We start from the raw sequence: 26723 nt of genomic DNA, 5'->3' as shown, positions 1-26723 counted from the left end.
GTTTGGTGGCGCGCCCCTCGGGGACGCGGAGGGTTCCGATTCCGTGTCCCGGGAGGAGAACCGTGAGCCGTACCCGACAGCGCGTCCTGATCGTCGGAGCGGGGTTCGCCGGATACCGGGCCGCCCGCATGCTGACCCGGGTGGCCCGGCGCAGCGCCGACGTCACTCTGCTCAACCCGACCGACTACTTCCTGTACCTGCCGCTGCTGCCCCAGGTCGCCGCGGGCACCCTGGAGCCGCGCCGGGTCACCGTCTCGCTGTCCGGGACGCTGCCGCACGCCCGGCTCGTGCTCGGCGAGGCCGAGGGCGTCGACCTCGACGCCCGTACGGTCTCCTACCGCGACCCGGAGGGCGGGCACGGCACCCTGGAGTACGACCGGCTCGTGCTCGCCGTCGGCAGCGTGAACAAGCTCCTTCCGGTGCCGGGGGTCGCCGAGCACGCGCACGGCTTCCGCGGCATGCCCGAGGCGCTGTACCTGCGGGACCACGTGACCCGGCAGATCGAACTCGCCGCGACGGCGAGGACCCCCGAGGAGTGCCGGGCCCGCAGCACCTTCGTCGTCGTGGGCGCCGGCTACACCGGGACCGAAGTCGCCGCGCAGGGACAGCTGTTGACCGACGCGCTCGTCAGGAAGCAGCCGCTGCGGCAGGGGATCAGGCCCCGCTGGATGCTGCTCGACATCGCGCCGCGCGTCCTGCCCGAGCTCGACGAACGGCTCTCCCGTACATCCGACGGCGTGCTCCGCAAACGCGGCGTGGAGGTGCGGACGAAGACCTCCGTCAAGGAGGCCACCGCCGACGGCGTCCTGCTCGACGACGGGGAGTTCGTCGACACCCGCACCCTCGTGTGGTGCGTCGGCGTCCGCCCCGACCCGCTCGTCTCCGGCCTCGGCCGGCCGCTGGAGCGCGGGCGGCTGCTCGTCGACCCGTACCTGAACGTGCCCGGCCACCCGGACGTCTTCGCGTGCGGGGACGCCGCCGCCGTCCCCGACCTGGAGAAACCCGGTCAGTACACGCCGATGACGGCCCAGCACGCCTGGCGGCAGGGGCGCGTGGCCGGGTTGAACGTCGCCGCGTCCCTCGGCTACGGCGAACGCCGCAGCTACCGGCACAAGGACCTCGGCTTCACCGTCGACCTCGGCGGGGTCGAGGCCGCCGCGAACCCGCTCGGCATCCACCTGTCGGGCCCGCCGGCCGGCGCCGTCACCCGCGGCTACCACCTCGCCGCGATGCCCGGCAACCGGATCCGGGTCGCCGCCGACTGGCTCCTGGACGCCGTACTGCCGCGCCAGGCCGTGCAGTTGGGCCTGGTCCGCTCCTGGTCCGTCCCGCTGGACACCGCCGCCCCCGAACTCGCACGGGTGCCCGACAGCGCCCCCGACAAGCACCACGGAGGTACCCCGTGACCACGTACACCGACACCGAACTCCACGAACTCGCCCAGCAGTTGAGGGTCGACGCGGTGCGCGCCGCCGACGCCGCGGGTTCGGGCCACCCCACCTCGTCGATGTCCGCCGCGGACCTGATGGCCGTGCTCCTCGCCCGCCACTTCCGCTACGACTTCGAACGGCCCGCCCACCCCGCCAACGACCGCTTCATCCTGTCGAAGGGCCATGCGTCACCCCTGCTCTACGCCGCGTACAAGGCGGCCGGAGCCATCGACGACACCGAGCTGACGACCTTCCGCAAGCTCGGCAGCCGGCTCGAAGGGCACCCGACGCCGCAGCGCCTGCCCTGGGTCGAGACCGCCACCGGATCGCTCGGCCAGGGGCTGCCCGTCGGCGTCGGCGTCGCCCTCGCCGGCAAGCGGCTCGACCGCGTCGCCTACCGGGTCTACGTCCTGTGCGGCGACAGCGAACTCGCCGAGGGATCCGTGTGGGAGGCCGCCGAACACGCCGGGCACGAGCACCTCGACAACCTCACCGCGATCGTCGACGTCAACCGGCTCGGGCAGCGCGGTCCGACCCGGCACGGCCACGACCTCGACGCGTACGCGCGCCGCTTCCAGGCGTTCGGCTGGCACACCGTGGAGGCCGACGGGCACGACATCGCCGACCTCGACCGCGCCTACGCCGAGGCCCGCTCCACCGCCGGGCAGCCCACCGTGATCCTCGCCCGCACCCTCAAGGGCAAGGGCGTCGCCTCCGTGGAGGACCGCGAGGGCCTGCACGGCAAGCCGCTGCCCGAGGCCGACGAGGCGATCGCGGAGCTCGGCGGCGACCGCGGTGCGCGCGTCGCCGTCCAGGAGCCGCCGGCCGCCCGCATCCTGCACGCCGTACGCAGCGGCCATCTCGACCTGCCGCGCTACGAGATCGGCGACGAGCTGGCCACCCGCGACGCGTTCGGCCAGGCGCTCGCCGCGCTCGGCACCGCCCGCGGCGACGTCGTCGCCCTCGACGGCGAGGTCGGCGACTCCACGCGCGCCGAGTTCTTCGCCAAGGAACATCCCGAGCGGTACTTCGAGTGCTACATCGCCGAGCAGCAACTCGTCGCCGCGAGCGTCGGGTTGGGCATACGGGGATGGGTTCCGTACGCGTCCACGTTCGCGGCGTTCCTGACCCGCGCGCACGACTTCGTGCGGATGGCGGCGATCAGCGGCGCCGGGATCAATCTCGTCGGCTCGCACGCCGGTGTCGCCATCGGCGAGGACGGGCCCTCCCAGATGGGCCTGGAGGACCTCGCGATGTTCCGCGCGGTGCACGACTCGACCGTCCTGTACCCGTGCGACGCGAACCAGACGGCCCAACTCGTCGCCTCCATGGCCGAGTTGAACGGCATCCGGTACCTGCGGACGTCCCGCGGCAAGTCGCCCGTCATCTATCCGCCGCACGAGGAGTTCCCCGTCGGCGGCAGCAAGGTCCTGCGCTCGTCCGGCGACGACAAGCTCACGCTGGTCGCCGCGGGCGCCACCGTCCACGAAGCGCTGCGCGCCGCCGACGAACTGGGCGCGGCCGGCATCCCGGTGCGGGTCATCGACCTGTACTCGGTCAAGCCGGTCGACCGCCGCACGCTGCGGGACGCCGCGCGGGACACCGGGTGCCTGGTGACCGTGGAGGACCACCGGCCCGAGGGCGGCCTCGGCGACGCGGTGGCCGAAGCGTTCGACGACGGCGAGCCGGGGCCGCGCCTGGTCCGCCTGGCCGTCCGCACGATGCCGGGGTCTGCGACGCCGGAGGAGCAGTTGCGGGCGGCGGGCATCGACGCGGCGTCGATCGTGGCCGGGGTCTCACTCCTGGTCGAGCACGCGGTGACGCCCCATTAGAGCCCCTGCGGCGATTGAGCAGCGGGGCCCCGGGCAGTGCCCCGGGACCTCGGCATCGTTGCCGGGTGCGGCGCCGTCCCGGCTGGGCGCGCCCGCGCGGCGGAGCCGCACATCGACACAGCCCCGCGCCTCTGGGGCGCTGTCCATCACGCACGAAGGAAGGTGGGGCACCATGAGCGAGGCACGCACCATCCGCGCCGGAAAGCGCAGCGTCGAGCTGCACCGGCCCGACAAGGTGTTGCTCCCCGGGCGCGACGACGGGGACGAGGGCGTCACCAAGAGCGACCTCGCCGACTACTACCGGGCCGTCGCCCCGTTCATGCTGCCCCACCTGCGCGGCCGCCCCCTGATGCTGGAACGCCACCCCGACGGCCTCGACGGACCCCGGTTCATGCAGAAGGACACCCCGGACCACTACCCCGGCTGGATCCACCGGGTCGAGGTCGCCAAGGAGGGCGGCACGGTCACGCACACCGTGTGCGAGGACACCGCCACGCTGATGTTCCTCGTCGACCAGGCCGCGCTCACCCTGCACCGCTGGCAGTCCCGGGTCGGCCGCATCGAACGCCCCGACCGCCTGGTCTTCGACCTCGACCCCGCCAAGGACGACTTCGCCCCAGTGCGCGAGGCGGCCCGGCTGCTGCACGCGCTGCTCGACGAGCTCGGGCTGCCCGCGGCCCCGATGACCACGGGATCGCGGGGCGTCCACGTCGTCGTACCGATCAACGGACACCACGACTTCGACGAGACCCGCGACTTCGCCCGGCAGGTCGCCGACACGCTCGCGGACGAGCACCCCGAGGCGCTCACCACGGCCGCGCGCAAGAAGGACCGCGGCGACCGCCTCTATCTCGACGTGCTGCGCAACGGATACGCCCAGACCGCCGTCGTGCCCTACACGGTGCGCGCGAAGCCCGGCGCCCCCGTGGCCACGCCGCTGTCCTGGGAGCAGCTCGACGACCCCGCCGTCGACGCCCGCAGCTGGAGCGTGACGGACGCCGTCGAACAGGCCCGCACCAATCCGTGGACCGGGCTGCTCGGGAAGGGGCGGGCGCTCGGCCCCGCCCGCCGCAAACTCCGTACCAGGAACGCCGGTTGAAGGTTTGGCCAGGGCTCATGAGGTGACTCGGAGGACGAGGCTGCACATGACGAACACAAAGAAGCCACAAGAAGAGAAGAAGCAGGAAGACACCACGGAAGAAGACAAGACGCAAGGAGAGGCGGGCGACGTGCCGGGCCCCATGGAGGTGCTGCGCGAGGCGCGCGCCCAGCTGGCGGAGCTCACCGGCATGGCGGCCGAGTCCGTGTCGTCCTTCGAACGGACGGAGGACGGCTGGGAGTTGGAGATCGAGGTCCTCGAAGTGGCCCGCGTCCCCGACACCATGAGCCTGCTGGCGAGCTACCAGGTCAGCCTGGACCCGCACGGCGTGCTCACCGGCTACCGGCGCACCCGCCGCTATGAGCGGGGCCGTGCCGAGTCGCGCAGTCCTGGCGGCCGCTAGGCCGCCGGCCCTCGCCTCGTACCGCGCGCAGAACCGCGCACAACACAGACAAGGAGGACCGGTCTCCATGACCGTTGTTCCTGCACAGCAGTCAGGCGGCGGTGGCGGCACCAGCGGTCTGTACGACGTACTCGAACTCGTCCTGGACCGCGGACTCGTCATCGACGCGTTCGTCCGTGTCTCGCTGGTCGGCATCGAGATCCTGAAGATCGACGTCAGGGTCGTCGTCGCCAGTGTCGACACCTATCTCCGCTTCGCCGAGGCGTGCAACCGCCTCGACCTGGAAGCAGGACCGCATCGCAGTCCCGGCCTGCCCGACCTCGTCGGCGAGATGACCGAGTCGGGCGCGCGCGGCAAGTCCAAGGGTGCGCTGTCCGGCGCCGCGCAGACCATCTCCGACGCGTTCAACCAGGCCCGCGACGAGGGCCAGGGCCAGGCCGAGCCGAAGCGCACCCGCCGCGCCCCGAGCCGCCGTAAGGAGGAGCAGGAGTGACCAGTACCTACATCTACGGCATAGCCGCCGCCGAACACCCCTCGCTGCCCGCCGGAATGGGCGGCATCGGCGACCCGGCGCGCGAGGTCCGCATCGTCAAGGAGGGGCCGCTCGCGGCGATCGTCAGCGAGGCCCCCGACGACCTGCGGCCCAAGCGGCGCGACCTGCTCGCCCACCAGAGCGTGCTGTCCGAGGCGGGTGGCGGCGGCTCCGTGCTGCCCATGCGGTTCGGCAGCCTCGCGCCCGACGACAAGGCGGTCGCGGATGTGCTCGCCGAACGGGCGGAGCACTACCTGGAGCGGCTCGGCGCCCTCGACGGCAAGGTCGAGTACAACGTGAAGGCGCGGCACGACGAGGAAGCCGTCCTGCACCGCGTGATGGCGGAGAACCCCGAGGTCCGCACCATGACCGAGGCCAACCGGCAGGCGGGCGGCGGCAGTTACGAGGAGCGGCTGCGCCTCGGCGAGCTGGTCGTGGGGGCGGTGCAGGCCCGGGAGGCCGAGGACGCCGTCGAACTCCAGCACCTGCTCGAACCGGCGGCCGAGGCGATGTCCACGGGTCCGGAGAGCACGGGCTGGCTGGCCAACCTCTCGTTCCTCGTCGACCAGAAGACGTCCGAGCGCTTCCTCGCCGCGATCGAGGAGGTCCGCCGGAGTCACTCGCACATCGAGCTCACCGTCAACGGCCCGCTCCCGCCGTACAGCTTCGTGGAGCCGGGCCCCTCGGAGCCTGCGGACGTGGGCGCGGAGCAGTGACCCGATGGGGCTGATCAAGGAGGTGTTGTTGCTGCCGCTGGCGCCGGTGCGCGGGTCCTTGTGGGCGATGGAGCAGGTGCTCACGGAGGCCGAGCGGCAGTACTACGACCCTGCGGCAGTCAGGGCCGAACTCGCCCGCCTGGAAGAGCAGTTGACGGCGGGCGAGATCGACCAGGAGACGTTCGACCGTATCGAGGACCAACTCCTCGACCGGCTGGAGGGAAAGTGAACCGAGCAGCGCTCGGCCTCGCGGTAGGGGCTGGTTACGTCCTCGGGCGTACGAAGAAGATGAAGCTGGCGTTCGCCGTCGGCACGATGGTCGCGGGCAAGCGGCTGAAGCTGAGCCCGCGCGCGCTCGCCGACCTGGTGAGCCACCAGTTGGAGAACAACCCCCAGTTCAAGGAGATCGGGGACCAGCTCCGCGAGGATCTGCGCGGTGTCGGCAAGGCCGCGTCGGGCGCCCTGGTGGAGCGCCAGATCGAAGGCATCGCGGGCCGCCTGCACAGCCGTACGCAGGGCGTGCGCGACCAGATCGCGGGCGTCGCCCCGGACGTGGACGACGTGCGCGACGCGGGGGAGCGGGTGACCGGCAAGGTCGTGCCCGGACGCCGCCGCTCCGAGGACGAGTCGCGCGAGGACGAGGACGAGCCGGACGACGCGTACGAGGCCGAGGACGAGGGTGACGACGAGGCCGGCGCCGACCACGAGAGCGACGCGGACGAGCGTGAGGAGGACGAGCGCCCCCGGCGCCGGGCCCCCGCCCGCAAGACGGCCGCCGCCAAGAAGAACACCACACAGCAGAGTGCCGCGAAGCAGGGCACCGGTGGAACCCGCGGCGCGGCCAAGAAGACCGCGCGTACCGCCAAGAAGACCGCGGGCAGTGCGTCCCGCACATCCACGAAGGGAGGCCGTGGCCGTGGCTGACACCCCGAAGAACGCGCTCACCGGCCTCGCGAAGAGCCAGGCCACCGACCACCTCAAGGCCGAGCTGCAGGAGTACCTCGCCGCACAGGCGCAGCGGATCCTGATCGGCGCCGGCCGCAAGCTCGGCGAGTCGACGGTCAAGCTGAACGACATCGCGGCGGGCAACAGCCCCGGTTTCGCGAAGCTCGCGCTCGACGGCGGCCGCAAACTCGCCGAGGGCAAGGGCCCGTTGCGCAGCGCCGTCGAGGTGGGCGCGGGGCGGCTCAAGGACAACGTCGTCGAGGCGTTCAAGGGCCTCGGCGGCAAGGGCAAGGGCAAGCGCAAGGGCGGCGCGGGCAAGAAGCCCACCGTCATCATGGAGTTCGTGGACGTCGGCGTCGACCTGCGGACCGCGTACGACCAGTGGACGCAGTACCAGGAGTTCAGCACGTTCGCGAAGGGCGTCAAGAACGCGAACCGCGCCGACGACACCACGTCCGACTGGCAGCTCAAGGTCTTCTGGTCCAACCGGAGTTGGAAGGCGCACACCACCGAGCAGGTGCCCGACGAGCGGATCCAGTGGACGTCGGAGGGCGCCAAGGGCACCTCGAAGGGCGTCGTCTCCTTCCACCCGATGGGCGACCGGCTCACCCGGGTGCTGCTGCTCATCGAGTACTACCCGAAGGGCCTGTTCGAGAAGACCGGCAACATCTGGCGCGCCCAGGGCCGCCGCGCCCGTCTCGACCTCAAGCACTTCGCGCGGTTCGTGACGATGCGCGGCGAGGCGAGCGACGGATGGCGCGGCGAGATCCAGGACGGCGAGGTCGTCCGCAGCCACGAGGACGCCGTGGAAGAGGAGCAGCGCGAGCTGGAGGCCCGCGAGCAGGACGCCGGGAAGCCGTCGGACGACGCGTACGAGGGCGGCGAGGAGCCCGAGGCGTACGAGGACGAGGACGAGGGCACGGCCGAGGACGAGGCCGGCGAGCCCTACGACGAGGACGAGGCCGAGGACGAGCGGTACGAGGACGAGGTCGACGAGGCGGACGAGGCCGACGAGCCCTATGACGAGCCCGAGGAGGAGCCGGAGCCCGAGCCCCGGCGGCGCCGGGCCGGCGCGGGGGCCCGCGGATGACCACCGCGAGCCGCTACCCCGAGCCCTTCCGCGGTGACGGAGGCGGGGCCAACCTCGCCGACATCCTGGAACGCGTCCTCGACAAGGGCATCGTCATCGCGGGCGACATCCGCATCAACCTGCTCGACATCGAACTGCTCACCATCAAGCTCCGCCTGATCGTCGCGTCCATCGACAAGGCGAAGGAGATGGGCATCGACTGGTGGGAGGACGACCCGGCCCTGTCGTCGGGCGCCCGCCGCAAGGAACTCGCGCGCGAGAACGCCGAGTTGAAGCAACGCCTGGCCGAGCTGGAGGAGTCCGGCAGCGGCCGGGAAGCCGTCGGCAGCCGGGAGGAGAGGGACACCGCATGACGACGACGGACGACCTGCGCTACGTGTACGCCGTGTGCCGGCCGCTCGCCGCCCCCTTGCAGGCCGAACTGACGGGGGTCGCGGGCGCCCCGCCCGCACAGCTGGAACACCGCGGCCTCGTCGCGATCGTGGGCAGCGTGCCGGAGCGGGACTTCGCCGAAGTCCCGCTCCGCGCCCACCTGGAGGACCTCGACTGGCTGACGGAGACGGCCCGCGCCCACCAGCACGTGGTCGGCGCCCTGACCACCGTCACCAGCCCGCTGCCCCTGCGCCTGGCCACGGTCTTCCGTGACGACAGCGGCGTACGCGCCATGCTGGAACAGGAGGAGGACCGCTTCCGGGCCGGCCTCGACCGCCTCGAAGGGCGCGTCGAGTGGGGGGTGAAGGTGTACGTCGAGGAGGCCGCGCAGGCGCCGCCCGCACAGGAGCCGCCGGCGCCCGCCGCGTCCTCGGGCCGTGACTACCTGCGCCGCCGCCGGGCCGAGCGCACCGCACGCGACGACACCTGGCAGCGCGCCGAACGCTTCGCTCAGGAGCTCCACGACGACCTGGCGCGGCACGCCGCCGCCACCCGCATCCATCCGCCGCAGAACCCCGAACTGTCCCGCACGAGCGGCCGCAACGTCCTCAACGCCGCCTATCTGGTGGAGCGTTCGACGTCGGAGGAGTTCATGGAGCGGGTCGACGCCACCAAGGACCGCGAGCCGGGCCTGCGCGTCGAACTCACCGGACCCTGGGCCGGCTACTCGTTCAGCGGAGCGGCCGACGACGAGGGGAGCGAGCGCGCATGACCGTCGTCGAACGGCGCGAGATCGCCCTGGTCGACCTCCTCGACCGGCTGCTCGCGGGCGGTGTGGTCCTGGCCGGCGACATCACCCTGCGGATCGCCGACGTGGACCTGGTCCGTATCGACCTCAACGCTCTGATCAGCTCGGTCAATGAGCAAGTCCCCTCCCCGTGGCCGGAGTTGACATGACGCGCGAACCCCAGCGGAAGCGGCAGCGCATCGAGCTCGAACCCGACACCGTCGAGCGCGACCTGATGAAGCTCGTGCTGACGGTCGTGGAACTCCTGCGCCAGCTCATGGAGCGCCAGGCGGTGCGCCGCTTCGACACCGGAGACCTGACCGAGGATCAGGAGGAGCGGATCGGCCTCACGCTGATGCTCCTGGAGGACCGCATGCAGGAGCTGCGTGACCGCTACGACCTGCGGCCCGAGGATCTGAACATCGACCTCGGACCGCTCGGCCCGCTGCTGCCGCGCAGCTGAACTCCCGTACGGCCGGAGTCACTTACCTACGCCTCTTGCTTACGGCACAGCAGCTCGCCGTGCAGCACCGTGAACCACGCGTCGTCCTGCGTGCCCCACTCCCGCCATGCGTCGGACACGGCCTTCAGCTGCTCGGGGGTGGCGTGCCCGCCCTCCGTCGCGCGGTCGGCGTAGGCGGAGGCCAGCGTGCGGTCCGCCCACAGGCCGCTCCACCACGCGATCTCGTCCGGCGTCGAGTAGCACCACGTCCCCGCGGAGGCCGTGATGTCCGCCGGGGCGAAACCGGCTTCCAGGGCCCACGACTTGAGACGGCGGCCCGCGTTCGGCTCCCCGCCGTTGGCGCGGGCCACCCGCTGGTAGAGGTCCTGCCAGTCCGTCATGCCCGGCGACTGCGGGTACCAGGTCATCGCCGCGTAGTCGGAGTCCCGTACGGCGATGATCCCGCCGGGCTTCGTCACGCGGCGCATCTCGCGCAGCGCCTGCACCGGGTCGCCGACGTGCTGCAGCACCTGGTGGGCGTGGACCACGCAGAAGGTGTCGTCTGGCCAGTCCAGGGCGTGCACGTCCGCCGTCGTGAACTCCACGTTCGTCAGGCCCCGTTCGGCCGCCGTGGCGCGCGCCTGGTCCAGGATGCCCGCGGCGTGGTCGGCGCCGACGACGTGGCCGTCCGGGACCAGGGCCGCCAGGTCGGCCGTGATGGTGCCGGGGCCGCAGCCGATGTCCAGGATCTTCATGTGCGGCTTCAGTGAACCGAGCAGGTAGGCCGCCGAGTTGGCGGCGGTGCGCCAGGTGTGCGAACGCAGCACGGACTCGTGGTGGCCGTGGGTGTACACGGCGGTCTCCTGCGACATGACGGGATCCCTTCACGGTGTGACGGTCACCCGGGGCCGGTGCCCCGGGTGATGCCCTCACCGTACGGTCCCCACTCGAATAGTGAGACCCCCGTCTTGAAATATGGACAGCCCGTGTGTGCGGAAAGGTTGCTGACGGGGCGTCACAGTATGGTCAGCGGCCGGTACACGCGCAGTGCCTCGTGCTGCTTGTCGACCGTCAACTCCCTCCCGCACTCGCCGACTTCACCGTCGTACGCGAGCGGGGTGCCGGGCTTGATGCCGCCCACCCGCAGCCGCGTCATCCGGGTCGCGGAGTGGAACGGGGAGTGGGACAGCGGACCCGAGAGCGCCGCCGCGAGCAGCCGGACGCCGGGCAGCCGGCCGCCGTCGACCGTGCGCACGTCGAGCACGCCGTCGGCCAGATCCGCGCGCCGGCCGGCCGTCAGGCCCATCCGCCGGTACGTGCAGTTCCCCGCGAACAGCAGCCACAACGGCCGCTTCCTGCCGTGGAGTTCGACCTCGAGGGGGTGCTCGCGACGCAGCACCTGGAGTGCCGCCACCACATCCGCGAGCCGTCCGCCGATCCGCGACGACCAGCGTTCGCGTTCGTGCACCAGCTCCGGGTAGGCGCCCAGGCTGAAGGTGTTGAGGAAGATCCCGGAGGTCCGCTCCGAGGTGAAGCGGCCCACGTCCACGGCGACCGCGTCGCCGCCCTCGAGAGCCCGCACCAGATCGCCGGCGTCCTCGATGCCGACGTCGTACGCGAAGTGGTTGAGGGTGCCGCCGGGCAGCACGGCCAGCGGGAGCCCGTGCGCGATGGCGACCTGCGCGGCGGTGTTCACCGAGCCGTCGCCGCCGGAGATGCCGAGCGCACGGGCGCGCGGTGCCGCCTTCTCCAGCTCCGCCACCAGGTCACCGCCCGCGCACTCCACGAACTCGGCGCGCGGCAGCGCGTCCCGCAGGGCCCGCACCTTGTCGGGCGTCCCCGCCCGGGTGTTGACCACCATCACCAGGCCCTCACCGCCCGGCAGCGCGGGGACGTCCTCCACCAGCGGGCGCCCCGGCGACGGCATCTGGTCGCGGGTCGGCACCAGACCGCGTACGGCGAACGCCGCACCCACTCCGAGCGCCGCGCCCGCGAGCACGTCACCGGGGAAGTGGGCGCCGGTGTAGACGCGCGACGCGGCCACCGAGAACGCCAGCGGCGCCACGGCAGCGCCGAGGCCCCGCGACTCCAGGGCGACACCGGTCGCGAACGCCGCGGCCGAGGCCGAGTGCCCCGAGGGGAACGACGTCGTGAACGGCTGACGCTTCAGGCGGCGCACCAGCGGGACCGGGTCGAGCACGGGCCGCTTGCGCCGCACCGACCGCTTGCCGAGCGTGTTGATGGTCGCCGAGGCGACCGCGAGCGAGGCGATGCCGCGCACGGCGGCGCGGCGCGCCTTCGGCGAACCGGAGAGGGCGAGCGCCCCGCCCACCGCGAACCACAGCACTCCGTGGTTGGCGGCGCGGCTCAGCTTCGGCAGGATCCGCTCGGCGCCCGGCCAGTGCGATCCGGCGGCGAATTCGAAGACGCGCAGATCGGCGGCGGCGAGGCGGCCGCGCAGGGAAGGCCCCGGCGCGGTCACGTCCAGCGGGGGCGTGGTGGGGTCGAGGTCGTCAGACATGGAACAACGCGTACCCCGTGCCGACGCCCGCACCCGGTCCCTGACGGCGAATCCGTTTGCCCGTCACCCGCACGGGCGTCCACAATGCCTGATCATGGGACATCTGGAAGCCGCACACCTCGAGTACTTCTTGCCGGACGGGCGGGCGCTGCTCGGTGATGTCTCGTTCCGCGTCGCCGACGGCGCGATCGTCGCCCTGGTCGGCCCGAACGGGGCGGGCAAGACGACCCTCCTGAAGCTGATCTCCGGCGAGCTCCAGCCGCACGGCGGATCCGTCACGATCAGCGGCGGCCTCGGCGTGATGTCCCAGTTCGTCGGGTCGGTGCGCGACGAGACGACCGTACGGGACCTGCTGGTGTCGGTGTCGTCACCGCGCATCCAGGAGGCCGCGAAGGCCGTCGACAAGGCCGAGCACGCGATCATGACGGTCGACGACGAGGCCGCGCAGATGAACTACGCGCAGGCCCTGTCCGACTGGGCCGAGGCGCAGGGCTACGAGGCGGAGACCCTCTGGGACATGTGCACCACGGCCGCGCTCGGCGTCCCGTACGACAAGGCGCAGTTCCGCGAGGTGCGCACGCTCTCCGGCGGCGAGCAGAAGCGGCTCGTCCTCGAAGCGCTGCTGCGCGGCACCGACGAGGTCCTCCTGCTCGACGAGCCGGACAACTACCTCGACGTCCCCGGCAAGCGCTGGCTGGAGGAGAAGCTGCGCGAGACGCGCAAGACGGTCCTCTTCGTGTCGCACGACCGCGAGCTGCTCGCCCGCTCCGCCGAGAAGATCGTCAGCGTCGAGCCGGGCCCCGGCGGCGCCGACGCCTGGGTGCACGGCTCCGGCTTCGCCACGTACCACGAGGCCCGCCGCGAGCGGTTCGCCCGCTTCGAGGAGCTGCGCCGCCGCTGGGACGAGAAGCACGCCCAGCTCAAGAAGCTCGTCGTGAACCTGCGGCAGGCCGCCTCCGTCAGCCACGAGATGGCGTCCCGGTACGCCGCCGCCCAGACCCGGCTGCGCAAGTTCGAGGAGGCGGGCCCGCCGCCGGAGCCGCCGCGCGAGCAGGACATCACGATGCGCCTGAAGGGCGGCCGCACCGGCGTCCGCGCGGTGACCTGCAAGGGCCTGGAGCTGACCGGCCTGATGCAGCCGTTCGACCTGGAGGTCTTCTACGGCGAGCGGGTCGCGGTCCTCGGCTCGAACGGCTCGGGCAAGTCCCACTTCCTGCGGCTTCTCGCGGGCGAGGACACCGTCGCGCACACGGGGGATTGGAAGCTCGGTGCGCGCGTCGTCCCCGGCCACTTCGCCCAGACCCACGCCCACCCCGAGCTCCAGGGCCGCGAGCTCCTCGACATCCTCTGGCGCGACCACGCCAAGGACCGCGGCGCCGCGATGTCGCTGCTGCGCCGTTACGAACTGACGGCGCAGGCGGAGCAGAAGTTCGAGCGCCTCTCGGGCGGCCAGCAGGCCCGCTTCCAGATCCTGTTGCTCGAACTCGCGGGCGCCACCGCCCTGTTGCTCGACGAGCCCACGGACAACCTCGACCTGGAGTCGGCCGAGGCCCTTCAGGAGGGCCTGGAGTCCTTCGACGGCACGGTCCTCGCCGTCACCCACGACCGCTGGTTCGCCCGCTCCTTCGACCGCTACCTGGTCTTCGGCTCGGACGGCAGGCTGCGCGAGACCCCGGAGCCGGTCTGGGACGAACGGCGCGTGGAGCGCGCCCGCTAGGCATGCCGTCGCAGCCACGTCGCGACACCTGAAGTCTCCCCGTATCCTGCTCCGTTGGGCGCATACGACCGAGCAGGGGGAGACGCGGTGGTGAGGACGTCCTTCCGGACGGGTGACGTCGACGAGGCCATGGAGGCGATCAGGGACTCCTTCTACGCCAACCGGCTCGATGTCCTGGCACGGCCGGAGCGGTTCGGCGCGAGCTTCGACGTCCTGGAGCTCGGCGGGATGACCGTCGGCGACCTGAGGTGCGGCGCCGATGTCATGGTGCGCTGCGGGGAGTTGGGTGCCTACCACGTGAACATCCCGCTCGGCGACCCGCTGCGCTGGCACCAGGCGACCCGTCCCGAGCAGCTCACCGCGCCCGGCGGCGCCGCCCTGTTCCAGCCGGTCGGCTCCACCGTCGTCGACCGCTGGCAGGGCGACGGCCGGATCATCGCCCTGAAGATCGACCAGGGGTTGCTCGAGCGCCGCGTCGAGGAGCTGACGGGCATCGCCCCGCGCACCCCCGTCGTCCTCGACCCGGGCCTCGACCTCACGCAGGGTCGGGGCCGCGAGTGGGCGCGGCTCGTCGGCTCACTGGTGGCTGACCTGCACGGCGGGGCCCCGCTGCTGCACCACCCGCTGGTCGCCGCGCCGTTGCGGGACGCGGTGCTCAACGGTCTGCTCCTGGCGGCCGGTCACCGCTTCCGCGACCGGCTCGACCGGCCCGCGGGGGATTTGCGGCCCGCCCCCGTCAAGCGGGCCATGGACGCCATGCGCGAGCGCCCCGAACACCCCTTCACCACCGCGGAACTCGCGGCCGAGGCCCGGGTCGGGGTGCGCTGGTTGCAGGAGGCGTTCGGCCGGTACGTGGGCATGCCGCCGATGGCGTATCTGCGTACGGTCCGCCTGGAGCGGGCGCACGCCGAACTCGCCCAGGCCGATCCGCGCACGACGACCGTCGCGGACATCGCCCACCGCTGGGGCTTCGGGCACCTGGGCCGGTTCGCCGAGCAGTACCGGGCCAAGTACGGCCGGGTGCCGTCCGCGACGCTGCGCGCCACCGGGTCCGGACGCGGCTGACCAGGGCCGACCGCGCTATCCGGACAGCGCCCGCGTTCAGCGGATCGTTTCGGCAGCCGGGCCCGATCTACCGTCGGGGGGTCGCCGGGGGCCGGTCCCCCGTGCTCCGGGTCGTTGCCGTCACCGGGGTACCGGGAAGACCGTGACGGATTCCGGCGACACCCCCGGCCCGGCACTACCCCGCCGGGCCGGCCCCCTGCCCGCGGGCCCGGGCTCCCCCCGGACACATTGCTCCGGGCCCGTGCGGGCGGCAGGGGCGGCCGGGGTCAGTCGCCGCGCATCTGCTCGATCAGCGCCTCGTCGAACGCCTTCAGGTCGTCCGGCTTGCGGCTGGTGACCAGCACGTTCGGCCCGCCCGTGCAGACCTTCACCTGCTCGTCGACCCAGGTGCCGCCCGCGTTGCGGATGTCGGTGGCCAGGCTCGGCCACGACGTCAGGGTCCGCCCGCGCACCACGTCGGCCTCGACCAGCGTCCACGGCGCGTGGCAGATCGCCGCGACCGGCAGCCCGCGCGTGAAGAAGTCCCGTACGAACGCCACCGCGTCGGCGTCGGTGCGCAACTGGTCCGGGTTGGCCACACCGCCCGGCAGGACCAGGCCGTCGAAGCCCGCCGCCGTCAGCCCCTCGGCCGTCTCCTGCACCGGGAACGTGTCCGCCTTGTCGAGATGGTGGAACGCCTGCACCTCGCCCGGCTTCGTCGACACGAGCACGGGCTCGCCGCCCGCGTCCCGCACCGCCTGCCAGGGATCGGTCAGCTCGATCTGTTCGACCCCCTCGGGTGCCACTAGGAACGCGATACGCATGGCTGCTCAACTCCCTTGCTGTGTCAGGTACTTCGTCGTGCCCGGCTCGGGTGTCCGGGTCGGGTGTCCGGGTCAGGTGTCCGGCAGGGCGCCGCTGATGTCGGCGAGCGCCGAGTCCGGGTCCTGGGTCAGGGCCAGGTCGCCGAGGCTGAGCATGCCCACCGGGCGCCCGTCCTCGACCACGGGCAGCCGGCGCACCGCGTGCTCCCGCATCAGGGCGACGGCCCGGGACACCTCGTCGTCGGGCCCGACCGCCACCGGGTCGGGCGTGCACACCGCCTGCGCGCTCACGGTGAGCGGATCAGCGCCGTCGGCGACCGCGCGCAACGTGATGTCGCGGTCCGTGAGGAGACCGACGACCCGGCGGACGTCGGCCACCAGCACGCCGCCGACGTCCTGGGCGCGCATCAGCTGCGCGGCCTCGACGAGTGAGGCGTCGGGGCGCACCGCCACCACGCCGGGTGTCATGACTTCCCTCACCAAATCGGCCATCGCCCTGGGCCTTTCTCCGCGATAGGGGTGACCACGGCCGCAGTACCCCTGCGGTGCGCACCTATGCCTGCTCGTCGGTCAGCGCCTGCGCCAGCTCGCTCGCCGTGCGGAACACCGACTTCTCCGGCAGGGCCGCGACCATCGTGACCAGTTGTTCGGGGGCGGAGCGCTCGGCCAGGGCGTCGGCGAGCACCGCGGGCGTCGCGGGGAACGCCGTACGGCCCAGCAGCCGCCCCACTTCGAGCCGCACCGCCTCCAGGCGGCCCGGCCCGCGGCCCGGCTGCACGGGGCCGCCCGCCACCTCGGGGTCGTCGTCGGCCACCGGCTCCGGGTCGTTCCACTCCTCGGTGCGGGTGGGGTGGCCGGACCGCAGCAGGCCCTGCAGTTCGTGCTTCATCTCGTCGTCCCGGTGCGCGCTGAGCCGGTCGCTGCCTCGCTGCATCTGTCCCTCCTGTGTCGTGAATGCGGCCGACGCGTACCCGGGGGCACCTGGCTGACACCTGCCGGTTTGCCCTGCCGTGCCGGGGAGACCCGAGTGCGGCCCCCCTCGCTCGGCTCGCTGGGGAAGGACAGGCCATGGAGCTACTCACGGTGCTCGTGCCGTTCGGCATGCTGGGACTGGTCGTCGCGCTCGGACGGTACGAGGAGTGGCTGCTGCCGCGGCCGAAGGAGCCCGAGGCAACCAAACGGGCGTGATCGTCCGCAGAAGCGCCTCTGAGATCCGTGGACGCCGCGGATGTTTGCCGCGCCGACCACGGGGCAGGCGCAGATCAGTGCTTCGGACAGGAGGCACGTCCGTGGGAGGGGTACGTACGCGTATCTGCGGTTTCTCCGCCCCGGGTGTGTCCGAATCCACGTCGGGGCGCGACTCCCTCTCACGGTGTCCATTGCACAGAGGCACCCCATTCAGGGAGTTGCAATCCCATGCGTACGCGTACCAGCGCACCCGAGAACCCGGTGAAGCCCGCTCGGCGCCATCCGCACGACGATGCCCCCGACACCGCCGCCGCGTTCGTCAAACTGTCCGAACTGCCCGAGGGGCCCGAGCGCGACGCCCTGCGTCAGGAGATCGTCGAAGCCTGGCTGCCCATGTCCGAGCGGCTGGCCGGCCGCTTCCGCAACCGCGGCGAGTCCTACGAGGACCTGCGCCAGGTCGCCGCTCTGGGCCTGGTCAAGGCGGTCGACCGCTACGACCCCTCGCTCGGCAACGCCTTCGAGAGCTACGCCGTGCCCACCGTCACCGGCGAGATCAAACGCCACTTCCGCGACCACATGTGGACGCTGCACGTACCGCGCCGCGTCCAGGACCTGCGCAACCGCGTCCGGTTCGCGCAGCACGAACTGTCCCAGAGCATCTCGGGGCGCGCCCCGACGCTCGCCGAGATCGCCGAGCACGCGGGCATGACCGAGGAGGAGGCCCGCAGCGGCCTCGAGGCCCTGGAGAGCTTCACCGCGCTCTCCCTCGACGCCGAGCTGCCCGGCAGCGAGGACGGCTACTCGTTGTCCGACGCGCTCGGCGCCGCCGACCCCGCGCTCGACGTCGTCGTCGACCGCGAGGCCGTCAAGCCGCGCATCGCCGCCCTGCCCGAACGCGAGCGGCGGATCCTGTACATGCGGTTCTTCGGCGACATGACCCAGAGCCGCATCGCCGAACAGCTGGGCATCTCCCAGATGCACGTCTCCCGCCTGATCAGCCGCTGCTGCGACCGGCTGCGCGATCAGGTCCTGCACGACGCCGCCTAGCGGCGCGGATGTCTATCGGCGCATCGCCAGCGCGATGTGCCGGGACATCACGTCGAGCGCCTGTGCCTCCGCCATCGAGAACGCGAGGCGGCCCGCGGACCGGAACAGGGTGAGCACGCCCTGGACCGGTTCGCCGGGCGCCGGGATCAGCGGGACGCACAGCAGCGACGTGACGTCCGCGCGCACCAGGACCGGCGCCCCCGACGCGTCCTCACCGAGCGCCTGAGGGTCCTCGGGACGCACCAGGAGCGCCGGTGAACCCCCGCGCGCCGCCTCCACCACCAGAGGGGCGGCCGCGGGGTCCTGCGCGTGGATGTCCTGTACGGCCTTGTCGTCGCCGCCCAGCACCGCCGTACGCTCCGGACGCGCGGCGCCCCGGTCCGCGATCACCCAGTCCGCGAACCGGCCGTGCAGCACCCGCGCGGCTCGGTGCAGCACCTGGGCGGGATCGCCCGCGGGCGCGCCGAGCAGCTCGCGCGCCATCACGTCCACCAGGTCCATCAGGGCCGTGTGCCGGGTCGCCTCCGCGAGATCGGGGACCGGCGCGGTCGCGCGGGCCGTGCCGCGCACCGGCGCGTCGTCGTCGGCCGGGTGCAGGACGACGAGGACCGCGGTGCGCGGTTCGTTGCCCGGGCGCAGCCCCGTCAGCGTCGTCCGCACCGGCGAGCGCGGGTCCTGCTGGAGGTGCACGGTCAGGCCGCGGTCCCCCTCGCCACGGGCGACCGCCGCGACCTGCGAGCGGAAGGAGCCCCGGTCGGCGTGGGCCAGGAGCCCGGTGAGCGGCCGCCCTGTCGCGTACCCGGCCCGCACGCCCGTGAACGTCGTCGCCGCGAAGTTCATCCGCCGCACCACCGATTCGCGGTCCACGAGCGCCACCGGAAGCGGAAGCCGCTGGAAGATGGCGCGCAGCAACTGCTGTTCCGTCCGGTCCGCGTGCGCCGACCGGCCCTCCGCGCCGGCGCCCGGGCCGCTCAGTTGCTCGTACCACGGCCACAGCGTGCCGACCACATGGTCGAGTTCGAAGATCGCCGCGTCGAGCACCGCGGGGAGCCCGTCCGCGGGCACGGAGCGTGCCGCTTTCAACTCGGTGACCCGGCGCACGAAGTCCGCGAGTTCCTCACCGAATTCTTCCGTCTGCCCCATGCCGAGAACCTATCCCGTGCAGCGGTTTTCCGGGGCCCGCCGGGGGAAGCCGCAACAGGGAGGAGGCGTTACCCGATGCGACAGACCGTCAAGGCCGAGACGCCCGCCCCCCGTTCGGACTGCTACCCGGGGGCGCAAGGTCAACTTCCGCCCGAAACGCCCGAGTCGGGACTCCCGGCACGCCGGCTCTCCGAACTCGCCGAGGAAGCCGTGCGCTGCACGGCCGACTGCTGCGGGGCCGTCGCCATGGCGTCCGACCGCAGCGGCGAGCGGCCGTCCGCGGTCACCCACCCCGACCTCGCCGCCCTCGTCTCCGTGCAGCTGCGCTCCGGCGAGGGCCCGATACCGGTCGCCGAGCAGGCAGGCATGCCGGTCGACGCCCGTGACCTGCTCAACGACCGCCGCTGGCCCGACTACCGGGCCCTGGCGCTCGACTCCGGCGTGCGCTCCAGCGTCACCATCCCGTTCCGCAGCGCCGACCTGACCGTCACCCTCAGCCTCTACAGCTTCCGCGCGGGCACCCTGGAGGACGTCCCGCACGGCCCGGTGCGCGCCCTCGGCGACCTCGCCGCCACCTGCCTCGTACGCGACCGCTCGTACCAGGCCGCCCTCACGGAGCTCGACCAGCTGGGCACCGCCCTGCGCACCCGGCCCGTCGTCGACCAGGCGTGCGGCATCGTCATGCACGTCCTGGGCTGCGACGCGGACGACGCGTTCACCGTGCTGCGTCGCATCTCGCAGACCACGAACCGGAAGCTGGCCGACGTGGCCGCCGCTGTCGTCGACTGCCGCGGCCGCGGCCTGGAGCGTGAGTTCACCGCGCTGACCCGCTGAGCACCCCGCGAGAACCCCTCTCACCCGCCCGGCGCAGTCCCGCGCCGGGCGCCCCTGCCTGGCCGGGCACCCGCCTGGGTACGCACTCGGGAGCGGTACGACGCGCGCGCGGGGTCACCGGGATGTGACGCTGGACGTGGCGGACGTAGACGGTGACCGAGACGGCACGGAGGCGGCATGCGGCAGTCGGACCCCACGGCCACGGATTCCCCGCGCGAGGGGCGCGGCCCCGTGCGGTACGGGCCGCCCCTGCCCGAGGCGGGCCTGCCCGTGCTGCCCGGCCTGGCCGCCGTCGTCGCGGGCGCCGCGGCCCGCCCCTGCCCCGAACCGCCCGGCGGCCCGCCCGCCCTCCTGGAGGCGGCCCGCGGCTTCTGGCAGCGCAGAGGGCTCCCCGCCGAACAGGGCCGGATCGTCGCCGCCCCCGGCGCGGCCCCGCTGCTGCTCGCGCTCACCGCCGCGCTGGGCGGCGACGTCCTGGTGCCGCGCCCCTGCCCCGCGTGGTGGGGACCGCAGGCCCGGCTGCTCGGCCGCGAGGTGTTCCACGTGCCGACGCCCGCCGAGTGCGGCGGCGTCCCCGACCCCTACGCCCTCCTGGAGACCGTCCGCCGGGTCAGAGCCGAGGGCGGCGACCCCCGGTTGCTCGTCCTGTCCGTCGCCGACGACCCGACGGCGACCGTGCCGCCGCCCGAGGTGCTGCACGAGGCCGTGGAGGCCGCCGCGGGGGAGGGCCTGCACATCGTCAGCGACGAGACCTGGCGCGACACCGTGCACCCCGGCGCGGGCACGGTCCTGTTCAGCCCGGCCGAGATGTTCCCCGCCCACGTCACCGTCCTCACGGACCTGACGGGCGCGTTCCTGCCGCCGTCGCTGCCCGCCGCCTGCGCCCGCTTCGCCCCGACCGCACAGGGCGAGCACCTCGCCGACCGCGTCCTCGACGTCCTCACCGCGACCGGCGCCCTGCTCGCCGCGCCGGTCGCGGCAGCCGCGACGTACGTCCTGGACGAGGACGACGAGGTCACCGCACGCCGCACGGCCGCCGCCGCGCTGCACGCCGAGGCGGCCCAGGCCGTGCACGGCGTCGTGCTCGCCGCGGGCGGGTTCGCCCGGCCCCCGCGGGCAGGACGCCATCTCTACGTCGACCTCGACCCGATGCGCCGGCCGCTCGCCGCCCGCGGTGTCACCGACGCCCAGGACCTGGAGGACTTCCTCACCGAGCGGCTCGGCATGCCGGTGCCCGGCGGCCACCGCTTCGGCGACGATCCGGCGGCGCTGCGGGCCCGCCTGTCGACCGGCCCGCTGCTCGGTTCAACCCCTGACGAGCGCAGGGCGTCTCTCACCTCACCGGATCCCCTGGAATTGCCGCATGTACGGCGGCTGTTGAGCATGGTGGGGTCGGCGTTCGGCGATCTCGGCGGGCCCGGAGCGGGTTCCAGGGGCCCGGAAGGCAACGGACCGGCAGGCGAAGGATGGGAGTCCGAGCGATGACGCAAGCGTCCGAATCGACCTCGACACAGCAGCGGGATGATGCCGTCGCCTCTCCCGCCCCCCTCGTCGGGCCGCGGCCGCTCGGCGGGGGTGGCACCGGCGTCCCGCGCCGCTGGCCCAAGTCCTTCGCCGACCGGCTGACCGCGCCCCTGCCGGGCCTGCGGGCCTTCGCCCGGTTCGCGCGCGAGGGCGCGCTCAGGCCGCCCGCCGAGAGCCTCGCCGACATCCCGAACCTGCCCTTCGAACCGGGACCGCTGCCCGATGTCGACGCCCGCACCGCCGCCGTCACCTGGGCCGGCCACGCCAGCTGGGTGGTGCGCATAGGGGGCCTGACCGTGCTCACCGACCCGGTCTGGTCCCGCAAGATCCTCGGCACCCCGGCTCGCGTCACCCCCGTCGGCGTCGCCTGGAGCGCGCTGCCGCGCGTCGACGCCGTCGTCATCAGCCACAACCACTACGACCACATGGACTGGCCGACCCTCAAAAGACTCCCGCGCGACACCCCGGTCTTCGTCCCCGCGGGCCTCGGCCGCTGGTTCACCCGGCGCCGCTTCACCCGCGTCACCGAGCTCGACTGGTGGGAGGCCGCCGAACTGGACGGGGTGCGCTTCGACTTCGTACCGGCGCACCACTGGTCCAAGCGCAGCCTCACCGACACCTGTCGCACCCTGTGGGGCGGCTGGGTCCTCACCGACGGCGAAGGACAGCGCATCTACTTCGCGGGCGACACCGGATACGGACACTGGTTCTCGGAGATCGGCCGCCGCTACCCCGGCATCGACCTCGCCCTGCTGCCGATCGGCGCGTACGACCCGCGCTGGTGGCTCCAGGACGTGCACTGCGACCCCGAGGACGCCGTGCGCGCCGCGCAGGACGTGGGCGCCCGCCTGATGGCGCCCATGCACTGGGCCACGTTCCTGCTCTCGGCCGAGCCGGTCCTCGAACCGCTCACCCGGCTGCGGGCCGCCTGGGACCGGGCCGGACTGCCGCGCACCGCCCTGTGGGACTTGCCGGTCGGCGCCTCACGCGTGCTGGCCGCCTGATTCCCGGCCGCGCAGCTTCCGCCACACCGCAGGGATCGCGCTGATCAGCAGGGTCAGCGCGATCGCCGCGACCACGCCCTCCCACGGCTCCGCGAACAGCGAACCCCCGACGATGCCGATGACCTGGTACGTCGCCGCCCAGGCCAGGCACGCCGGAATGTCGCCCCGGGCGAACTGGCGCAGCGGCATCTTCGCGAGCAGGCACGCCAGCATCACCGGGATCCGCCCGGCGGGCACGAGCCGCGACAGGACGAGGACCAGCACGCCGTGGTCGTCGAGCTTGTCCTGCGCCTGCGCGAGCCGCTCCTCGGGCGCGCGGCTGCGGATCGCCTCGAGCCACCGCGACCCGTTCTTCGAGTGCATGCCGCGCCGCCCCAGCCAGTACAGGGCGATGTCCCCGAGGAACGCGGCGAGCGCCCCCGTGGCGAACACCAGCGCCAGCGAGTAGGGCGCCTTCTGGTGGAAGGCGACGACGGCGGCGGTGCTCACGAGCGCCCCCGTCGGGATGATCGGCACCAGTGCCCCGAGGGCGACCAGCACGAAGAGCGTGGGGTAGCCGACGGCCTGCTGCGTCGACTCGGGCGTGACCGCGGCCGCGGCGGCGAGCATCACCGGGCCGCCTCCGGGCGCACGCTCTCACCGTGCGCGAGCCGGTACACCGCCACCTTCGGCGCCCTCAGCGCCGCCTGCCGTACGAACTCCTCGCCCGGCGTGTGGAACTCGTGCGGCCGCACCGCGTCCATCCCGATCGGCCAGTACGTGCCGTAGTGCACCGGCACCGCGCTGCGCGGCGCGATCCGGGCGAGCGCCTCGGCGGCCCGCGCCGCGTCGAGGTGGTGCGGCCCCAGATACGGGCCCCAGCCGCCGACCGGCAGCAGAGCCACGTCCACCTCGCCCACCGCGTCCGCCATCCCGTCGAAGAGCCCGGTGTCCCCGGCGAAGTACGTACGGGACTCGCCGTTCACGACGAAGCCCAGCGCGGGCGAGCGGTGCCGCCCGACCGGCAGCCGTCGCCCGTCGTGCTCGGCGGGCACCGCCTCTATGGCCAGGTCCCCGACCCGGATCCGGGCCCCCGGCTCGACCTCCGTGATCTTCAGCGTCCGCAGCCGCCGCAGCGTCGGCACCGCACGGACCGCGCCGCGCGGCACGAGCACCCGCGTCCCCGGCGCGAGCCGGGCGAGGGACGGCACGTGCAGATGGTCGGCGTGCAGATGGGAGACGAGGACCACGTCGGCGAGCGCGGCGCGCGCCGGCGGGGGAGCGCCCCGCCGGCGCCGCAGATGCGCCAGGCGCCGCGCGAAGAGCGGATCGGTGAGCACCCGGATGCCCGAGTCCTCGACCGTGCAGGTGGCATGACCCCACCAGGTGATCTCCACCGGCACGTGTGTCTCCTTACGCTCCCTCGTGCGACTCCCCCGAGCCTACGTGCAGGAGTAGGGTCGACGCCGAAAGCTGAGGTGAGGGGGACACCATGGGCGGATCCGGGGAAGCGGTGAGGGTGGCGGCGATCGCCAGCCTGATCCCGCTGGAGGAACTGGACGCGGACCCGTTCCTCGTGGACTCCCGCAGCCAGTACGCGATGTGCGCCCGCTGGGCCGCCGAGCGCGGCTATGTCGTCACCCGCGAACTCCTGGTGCACGCGCTCCGCCCCGACCACGACGTGTTCTGGGCGGACGTCGACGCGGGCCTCGTCGACGTCTTCGTCGCCCCCAGCGACCGCGTCCTGCGCGCGGCGCTCCGCTCGGTCGACGCGTTCTCGGCGGAGTGCGCGCGGCGCGGGATCCCGCTGGAGACGGCGGGGCTCGCGGAGCCGGCGTACGACGCGGAGATGAAGGCGCGGGTGCATCGGCGGCTGTCCATGCCGACGGCGGGGTACGACGGCTGTTGATCAAGCCCCTCCGGCGATTGAGGAGCGGGGTCCGGGGCGGGCCCCGTGGCGTCGAGCGGATCACCGCTCAAAACGTATGAAACCCTGCCCTCGAAGAACACGACCCAGGGCGAGGGGAGCCGGAAAGTGGCCGGAGGCCGGTGGCGGCGGGTGGCGAGCGCGGCATGGCGCACGCTGACGGTCTGGGCGGCCGGCACCCTGACGATGATGATCCTGGCGGGCATCCTGCCGGACTTCCAGCTCCAGTCCGACAACGGCGACAGCATGACCCGCGTCGCCATCACCGCCGCCCTCGGCGCGGGCGCCTTCGCGATCCTGTCGTCCTTGGTGTGGCCGCTCCTCGTACGCGCACTGCTCCTCGTACCGGCCCTCGTCCTCGGCCTCGTCGTGTTCTTCCTCAACGGGGCCGTGCTCCTGACCGCCCTGCACCTCATCCCGGACGGGCGCGGCGAGGTCAGTCCGGAGACCGCGGTGGTCGTCGCCGCCGTGATGTCGGCCGTGGCGTCGGCGACCGGCGGTGCCCTCGCGGTCCGCGACGACGACGCGTACCGCAGACGCCTGTACCGCCTCGCCGACCGCAGACGCCGCAAAAACGCGCCGGACAGCGACTGCCCGCCCACCCCGGGCACCGTCTTCATCCAGCTCGACGGCGTCGGCCACGAGGTGCTGCGGCGCGCCGCCCGCGACGACCTCATGCCGACCGTCAACTCCTGGCTGCGCGACGGCAGCCACCGCCTCACCCCGTGGCGCACCGACTGGTCGAGCCAGACCGGCGCCAGCCAGCTCGGCATCCTGCACGGCTCCAACCACGACATCCCCGCCTTCCGCTGGTACGAGAAGGACACCGGCGAGGTGCAGGTCTCCAACCGGCCGACCAGCGCCGCCGAACTCCAGCGCCGCGCCATCGAGCACACCGGCGACGGCGGCCTGCTCACCGTCGACGGCGCCAGCCGCGGCAACCTGTTCAGCGGCGGCGCCGAGGAGGTCGCGCTCGTCCTGTCCGTCGCCGCCCGGCGCGGCAAGCAGAACCGGTCGCGGGCCGGGTACTTCGCGTACTTCTCCGACCCGGCGAACGCCGTGCGCACCGCCCTCTCCTTCTGCGCGGAGGTGGGCCGCGAGATCGGCCAGTCCACCCACGCCCGGATCCGCAAGCGCCGCCCGCGCGTCGGACGCGGCGGCCTCTACCCGTTCATCCGCGCCTTCGCCACCGTCGTCGAGCGGGACGTCGTCGTCGCGGCCGTCATCGGCGACATGCTCGCCGGGCGCAGTGCCGTCTACGCCGACCTCGTCGCGTACGACGAGGTGGCACACCACTCGGGACCCTTCAGCCGCGACGCCGAGAAGGTCCTCGAACGGCTCGACCGCTCGCTGGCGCTGCTCGCGAAGGTCGCCGAGCACGCCCCGCGGCCGTACCGCATCGTCGTCCTGTCCGACCACGGCCAGAGCCCCGGCGAGACGTTCCTCGCCCGCTACGGCCTGACCCTCCAGGACCTGGTGCGCGCGGGCTGCGGACTGCCCGTGCCGCGCAAGGTGCGGCGCACCCACAGCGGCGCCGAGGCCCGCTCCGCCGTGCGCGCCGCGCTGCACCGGCCCGTCGAGGAGACCAAGGAGGCCGAGGAGCGCGCCCGCAGGGCGGGCCGGCGCACCGAGCCGATCGTGCTCGCCTCCGGCAACCTCGGGCTCGTCTCCTTCCCCGACGTCCCGCACCGGATGAGCCGCGAGGAGATCGACGCCCGCCACCCGGCGCTGCTCGCGACCCTCGCCAACCATCCCGGGATCGGTTTCCTCCTCGTACGCAGCGAGGAACACGGCGCGGTCGTGCTCGGGGCGCAGGGCGCCGAGGTGCCCGTCGCCGAACTGGCCGACGGGCGCGGGCCGCTCGCCGACTTCGGACCCGGGGCCGCCGACGCCGTCCGGCGCACCGACTCCTTCCCGCACACCGCCGACATCATGGTCAACTCCTGGTACGACCCGGTGGACGGCGAAGTCCTCGCGTTCGAGGAGCAGATCGGCTCGCACGGCGGGCTCGGCGGTGCCCAGGGCCGGCCGTTCCTGCTCTCCCCGCTGGCCCTCTCGGAGCCGGTCGCGGACGGCGGGACGCTCGTCGGCGCCGAACAGGTCCACCACGTGCTGCGCCGCTGGCTGCGCGAGGGCAACGGCCCGCAGATCCCCCTGGAGAATTCCCTGCACCGGGACCCGACCGTCGCATCATTTGCGGCAGCGCCCCCGGAAGCGCAGGACAAATCCGCCTGATTTGGTGCGGGGTGTTCGTCCGGTCGAACATATAGCGCCGTCCGGCGATCCCGAGGCGGCGTCGGCACGATGAGAGGCGCACCACCCC

General features: G+C 73.1%; 29 protein-coding genes. 21 read left to right on the top strand and 8 right to left on the bottom strand.

The window, feature by feature from the left end:
- The first annotated feature begins 62 nt into the window (after positions 1–62).
- The 13 genes from AB0L37_RS10510 to AB0L37_RS10450 all read left to right on the top strand — a co-directional run bounded on the left by AB0L37_RS10510 (position 63) and on the right by AB0L37_RS10450 (position 9669).
- Positions 63–1406, top strand: coding sequence for an NAD(P)/FAD-dependent oxidoreductase (locus AB0L37_RS10510; RefSeq protein WP_365502509.1), 1344 nt, complete (start codon positions 63–65; stop codon positions 1404–1406).
- Positions 1403–3262, top strand: coding sequence for a transketolase (locus AB0L37_RS10505; RefSeq protein WP_365502507.1), 1860 nt, complete (start codon positions 1403–1405; stop codon positions 3260–3262). The genes AB0L37_RS10510 and AB0L37_RS10505 overlap by 4 nt, the downstream gene beginning before the upstream one ends.
- Before the next feature lie 172 nt (positions 3263–3434).
- Positions 3435–4361: a non-homologous end-joining DNA ligase gene (gene ligD, locus AB0L37_RS10500; protein ID WP_365502505.1), complete on the top strand. Its 927-nt coding sequence runs from the start codon at positions 3435–3437 to the stop codon at positions 4359–4361.
- A 46-nt stretch (positions 4362–4407) separates the two neighbouring features.
- Complete coding sequence (locus tag AB0L37_RS10495) at positions 4408–4764, top strand: gas vesicle protein (RefSeq protein ID WP_365502503.1); 357 nt, start codon at positions 4408–4410, stop codon at positions 4762–4764.
- 67 nt (positions 4765–4831) lie between these two features.
- Entirely contained in the window at positions 4832–5257 is a 426-nt protein-coding gene (locus AB0L37_RS10490) for a gas vesicle structural protein GvpA (RefSeq protein ID WP_365502501.1), read from the top strand.
- Complete coding sequence (locus AB0L37_RS10485) at positions 5254–6012, top strand: GvpL/GvpF family gas vesicle protein (protein WP_365502499.1); 759 nt, start codon at positions 5254–5256, stop codon at positions 6010–6012. The genes AB0L37_RS10490 and AB0L37_RS10485 overlap by 4 nt, the downstream gene beginning before the upstream one ends.
- Before the next feature lie 4 nt (positions 6013–6016).
- A complete protein-coding gene (locus tag AB0L37_RS10480) occupies positions 6017–6241 on the top strand; it encodes a gas vesicle protein GvpG (RefSeq protein ID WP_365502497.1) in 225 nt (74 codons plus the stop codon).
- On the top strand, positions 6238–6936 hold the full coding sequence (locus tag AB0L37_RS10475) for a DNA primase (RefSeq protein WP_365502495.1): 699 nt from the start codon (positions 6238–6240) through the stop codon (positions 6934–6936). The genes AB0L37_RS10480 and AB0L37_RS10475 overlap by 4 nt, the downstream gene beginning before the upstream one ends.
- Positions 6923–8047: an SRPBCC family protein gene (locus AB0L37_RS10470; protein ID WP_365502493.1), complete on the top strand. Its 1125-nt coding sequence runs from the start codon at positions 6923–6925 to the stop codon at positions 8045–8047. The genes AB0L37_RS10475 and AB0L37_RS10470 overlap by 14 nt, the downstream gene beginning before the upstream one ends.
- The gene (locus AB0L37_RS10465) at positions 8044–8400 is read left to right on the top strand and encodes a gas vesicle protein (protein ID WP_365502491.1); all 357 of its coding nucleotides are present in this window, start codon (positions 8044–8046) and stop codon (positions 8398–8400) included. The genes AB0L37_RS10470 and AB0L37_RS10465 overlap by 4 nt, the downstream gene beginning before the upstream one ends.
- A complete protein-coding gene (locus AB0L37_RS10460; protein ID WP_365502489.1) occupies positions 8397–9191 on the top strand; it encodes a GvpL/GvpF family gas vesicle protein in 795 nt (264 codons plus the stop codon). The genes AB0L37_RS10465 and AB0L37_RS10460 overlap by 4 nt, the downstream gene beginning before the upstream one ends.
- Complete coding sequence (locus AB0L37_RS10455; protein ID WP_365502487.1) at positions 9188–9376, top strand: gas vesicle protein; 189 nt, start codon at positions 9188–9190, stop codon at positions 9374–9376. Before AB0L37_RS10460 ends, AB0L37_RS10455 begins: the two co-directional genes overlap by 4 nt.
- Positions 9373–9669, top strand: a complete 297-nt coding sequence (locus AB0L37_RS10450) for a gas vesicle protein K (RefSeq protein ID WP_365502485.1) — start codon at positions 9373–9375, stop codon at positions 9667–9669. The genes AB0L37_RS10455 and AB0L37_RS10450 overlap by 4 nt, the downstream gene beginning before the upstream one ends.
- Before the next feature lie 26 nt (positions 9670–9695).
- Here the strand turns inward: AB0L37_RS10450 and AB0L37_RS10445 are convergent, their stop codons facing one another.
- A complete protein-coding gene (locus AB0L37_RS10445) occupies positions 9696–10520 on the bottom strand; it encodes a class I SAM-dependent methyltransferase (RefSeq protein WP_365502483.1) in 825 nt (274 codons plus the stop codon).
- A gap of 143 nt (positions 10521–10663) precedes the next feature.
- Entirely contained in the window at positions 10664–12169 is a 1506-nt protein-coding gene (locus AB0L37_RS10440; protein ID WP_365502481.1) for a phosphatase PAP2 family protein, read from the bottom strand.
- A gap of 94 nt (positions 12170–12263) precedes the next feature.
- Here AB0L37_RS10440 and AB0L37_RS10435 point away from each other — a divergent pair, with 94 nt between their 5' ends.
- On the top strand, positions 12264–13886 hold the full coding sequence (locus AB0L37_RS10435) for an ATP-binding cassette domain-containing protein (RefSeq protein WP_365502479.1): 1623 nt from the start codon (positions 12264–12266) through the stop codon (positions 13884–13886).
- A gap of 87 nt (positions 13887–13973) precedes the next feature.
- Positions 13974–14951 carry an AraC family transcriptional regulator gene (locus AB0L37_RS10430; protein WP_365502477.1) on the top strand — a complete coding sequence of 326 codons (978 nt, stop codon included), beginning with the start codon at positions 13974–13976 and terminating at the stop codon, positions 14949–14951.
- A 266-nt stretch (positions 14952–15217) separates the two neighbouring features.
- On the opposite strand, the gene AB0L37_RS10425 is transcribed toward AB0L37_RS10430, so the two are convergent.
- The 3 genes from AB0L37_RS10425 to AB0L37_RS10415 form a co-directional block, all read right to left on the bottom strand.
- Positions 15218–15754 (bottom strand): type 1 glutamine amidotransferase domain-containing protein, encoded by a 537-nt coding sequence (locus AB0L37_RS10425; protein ID WP_365502475.1) that lies wholly within the window; start codon positions 15752–15754, stop codon positions 15218–15220.
- A 72-nt stretch (positions 15755–15826) separates the two neighbouring features.
- Complete coding sequence (locus tag AB0L37_RS10420; protein WP_365502473.1) at positions 15827–16246, bottom strand: CBS domain-containing protein; 420 nt, start codon at positions 16244–16246, stop codon at positions 15827–15829.
- Between the two features lie 61 nt (positions 16247–16307).
- Complete coding sequence (locus AB0L37_RS10415) at positions 16308–16688, bottom strand: hypothetical protein (RefSeq protein WP_365502471.1); 381 nt, start codon at positions 16686–16688, stop codon at positions 16308–16310.
- A 482-nt stretch (positions 16689–17170) separates the two neighbouring features.
- On the opposite strand from AB0L37_RS10415, the gene AB0L37_RS10410 reads away from it, so the two are divergent.
- Entirely contained in the window at positions 17171–17989 is an 819-nt protein-coding gene (locus AB0L37_RS10410) for an RNA polymerase sigma factor SigF (protein ID WP_365502469.1), read from the top strand.
- Between the two features lie 12 nt (positions 17990–18001).
- On the opposite strand, the gene AB0L37_RS10405 is transcribed toward AB0L37_RS10410, so the two are convergent.
- Positions 18002–19132: a PAS domain-containing protein gene (locus AB0L37_RS10405; protein WP_365502468.1), complete on the bottom strand. Its 1131-nt coding sequence runs from the start codon at positions 19130–19132 to the stop codon at positions 18002–18004.
- Positions 19133–19207: 75 nt separating this feature from the next.
- Here AB0L37_RS10405 and AB0L37_RS10400 point away from each other — a divergent pair, with 75 nt between their 5' ends.
- The 3 genes from AB0L37_RS10400 (at position 19208) to AB0L37_RS10390 (ending at position 22494) form a co-directional block, all read left to right on the top strand.
- On the top strand, positions 19208–19966 hold the full coding sequence (locus tag AB0L37_RS10400; RefSeq protein ID WP_365502466.1) for an ANTAR domain-containing protein: 759 nt from the start codon (positions 19208–19210) through the stop codon (positions 19964–19966).
- Between the two features lie 177 nt (positions 19967–20143).
- Positions 20144–21451 carry an aminotransferase class I/II-fold pyridoxal phosphate-dependent enzyme gene (locus tag AB0L37_RS10395; protein ID WP_365502464.1) on the top strand — a complete coding sequence of 436 codons (1308 nt, stop codon included), beginning with the start codon at positions 20144–20146 and terminating at the stop codon, positions 21449–21451.
- Entirely contained in the window at positions 21448–22494 is a 1047-nt protein-coding gene (locus AB0L37_RS10390; protein WP_365502462.1) for an MBL fold metallo-hydrolase, read from the top strand. The genes AB0L37_RS10395 and AB0L37_RS10390 overlap by 4 nt, the downstream gene beginning before the upstream one ends.
- On the opposite strand, the gene AB0L37_RS10385 is transcribed toward AB0L37_RS10390, so the two are convergent.
- Together AB0L37_RS10385 and AB0L37_RS10380 are read right to left on the bottom strand one after the other, a co-directional pair.
- Positions 22474–23103 carry a VTT domain-containing protein gene (locus AB0L37_RS10385; RefSeq protein WP_365502742.1) on the bottom strand — a complete coding sequence of 210 codons (630 nt, stop codon included), beginning with the start codon at positions 23101–23103 and terminating at the stop codon, positions 22474–22476. The two genes, AB0L37_RS10390 and AB0L37_RS10385, sit on opposite strands and share 21 nt — an antisense overlap.
- Positions 23103–23876, bottom strand: coding sequence for an MBL fold metallo-hydrolase (locus AB0L37_RS10380; protein ID WP_365502460.1), 774 nt, complete (start codon positions 23874–23876; stop codon positions 23103–23105). The genes AB0L37_RS10385 and AB0L37_RS10380 overlap by 1 nt, the downstream gene beginning before the upstream one ends.
- 89 nt (positions 23877–23965) lie before the next feature.
- Here AB0L37_RS10380 and AB0L37_RS10375 point away from each other — a divergent pair, with 89 nt between their 5' ends.
- Positions 23966–24382 carry a hypothetical protein gene (locus AB0L37_RS10375; protein WP_365502458.1) on the top strand — a complete coding sequence of 139 codons (417 nt, stop codon included), beginning with the start codon at positions 23966–23968 and terminating at the stop codon, positions 24380–24382.
- A gap of 126 nt (positions 24383–24508) precedes the next feature.
- A complete protein-coding gene (locus AB0L37_RS10370) occupies positions 24509–26635 on the top strand; it encodes a phage holin family protein (protein WP_365502456.1) in 2127 nt (708 codons plus the stop codon).
- Positions 26636–26723: the final 88 nt, after the last annotated feature.

This window comes from Streptomyces sp. NPDC052225 (assembly GCF_040679615.1).
GTDB lineage: Bacteria > Actinomycetota > Actinomycetes > Streptomycetales > Streptomycetaceae > Streptomyces.
This window is presented reverse-complemented; position numbering and strand designations above follow the sequence as displayed.